Origin of the sequence: Nostoc mirabile CHAB5784, from assembly GCF_020829645.1 — a bacterium.
In the GTDB taxonomy this organism is placed as follows: domain Bacteria; phylum Cyanobacteriota; class Cyanobacteriia; order Cyanobacteriales; family Nostocaceae; genus Nostoc; species Nostoc mirabile.
Map to the genome: position 1 here is coordinate 1 of NZ_JAIVFS010000230.1, position 1,631 is coordinate 1,631.

Genomic DNA, 1,631 nt, shown 5'->3' on the forward strand with positions numbered 1-1,631 from the left:
ATTATTAACGGAGCCGAGCGGGTAATTGTCAACCAAATAGTGCGATCGCCAGGCGTTTATTACAAATCAGAAATCGACAAAAACGGGCGACGTACTTATTCAGCTAGCTTAATTCCTAACCGGGGAGCATGGCTGAAATTTGAAACAGACCGTAACGATTTGGTCTGGGTACGGATCGACAAAACCCGCAAACTGTCAGCGCAGGTACTTCTAAAAGCTTTAGGGTTATCAGACAACGAAATCTTTGACGCCTTACGCCACCCAGAGTATTTCCAAAAAACCATTGAAAAAGAAGGGCAATTCTCTGAAGAAGAAGCCTTGATGGAGTTATATCGCAAACTCCGTCCTGGTGAACCACCTACGGTGTTAGGTGGACAACAACTCCTAGACTCTCGTTTCTTTGACCCGAAACGTTATGACCTTGGTCGCGTTGGACGGTACAAACTCAACAAGAAATTGCGCCTTTCTGTCCCAGACACAATGCGCGTGTTGACTGCTGGCGATATCTTGGCAGCCGTAGATTACCTGATCAACCTAGAATATGACATTGGTAACATAGATGACATTGACCACTTAGGCAATCGTCGGGTGAGAAGCGTCGGTGAATTGCTACAAAACCAAGTGCGGGTGGGCTTAAACCGCTTAGAGAGAATTATTCGGGAACGGATGACCGTATCCGATGCCGAAGTGCTAACTCCCGCTTCCTTGGTGAACCCCAAACCATTAGTAGCAGCAATTAAAGAATTCTTTGGTTCCAGCCAATTAAGTCAGTTCATGGATCAAACCAATCCTCTGGCAGAACTGACCCACAAACGCCGTCTGAGTGCCCTTGGCCCTGGTGGTTTAACCCGCGAACGCGCTGGGTTTGCCGTGCGGGATATTCATCCTAGTCACTATGGACGCATTTGCCCCATTGAAACACCAGAAGGCCCCAACGCCGGATTGATTGGCTCCTTAGCAACCCATGCGCGGGTTAACCTGTATGGCTTCCTCGAAACACCATTTAGACCTGTAGAAAATGGGCGAGTCAGATTTGATCTGCCTCCAGCCTACATGACAGCCGATGAAGAAGATGACCTGCGGGTTGCTCCGGGAGATATTCCTGTAGATGAAACCGGGCACATTATTGGGCCACTAGTGCCAGTCCGGTATCGTCAAGAATTTTCCACCACAACACCAGAACAGGTGGACTACGTAGCAGTATCTCCCGTACAGATTGTGTCGGTAGCAACCAGCATGATTCCCTTCTTGGAGCATGATGACGCTAACCGAGCGCTAATGGGGTCGAACATGCAACGGCAAGCAGTACCCCTGCTCAAGCCAGAACGTCCTCTGGTGGGTACTGGTTTGGAAGCCCAAGGAGCCAGAGACTCCGGGATGGTGGTTGTATCGCGTACTGATGGCGATGTCACTTATGTGGATGCTACAGAAATTCGCGTCCGTCCGAAACCGGCAACTCCAGAAATTAAGTACACCCTTTCCAAGTACCAACGTTCCAATCAAGACACCTGTTTAAATCAGAAACCTCTCGTCCGCATTGGGGAACGGGTTGTTGCTGGTCAGGTATTGGCTGATGGTTCCTCCACCGAAGGCGGTGAATTGGCGCTAGGACAAAATATCGTCGTTGCCTA

The 1,631-nt window shown here is 49.4% G+C and carries 1 protein-coding gene; it reads left to right on the plus strand.

Annotation, left to right across the window (positions count from 1 at the left end; all coding sequences use genetic code 11):
* Positions 1-1,631, plus strand: a 1,631-nt coding sequence (locus LC653_RS44690) for an RNA polymerDNA-directed RNA polymerase subunit B (RefSeq protein WP_504828443.1), incomplete at both ends; no start/stop codon positions are given.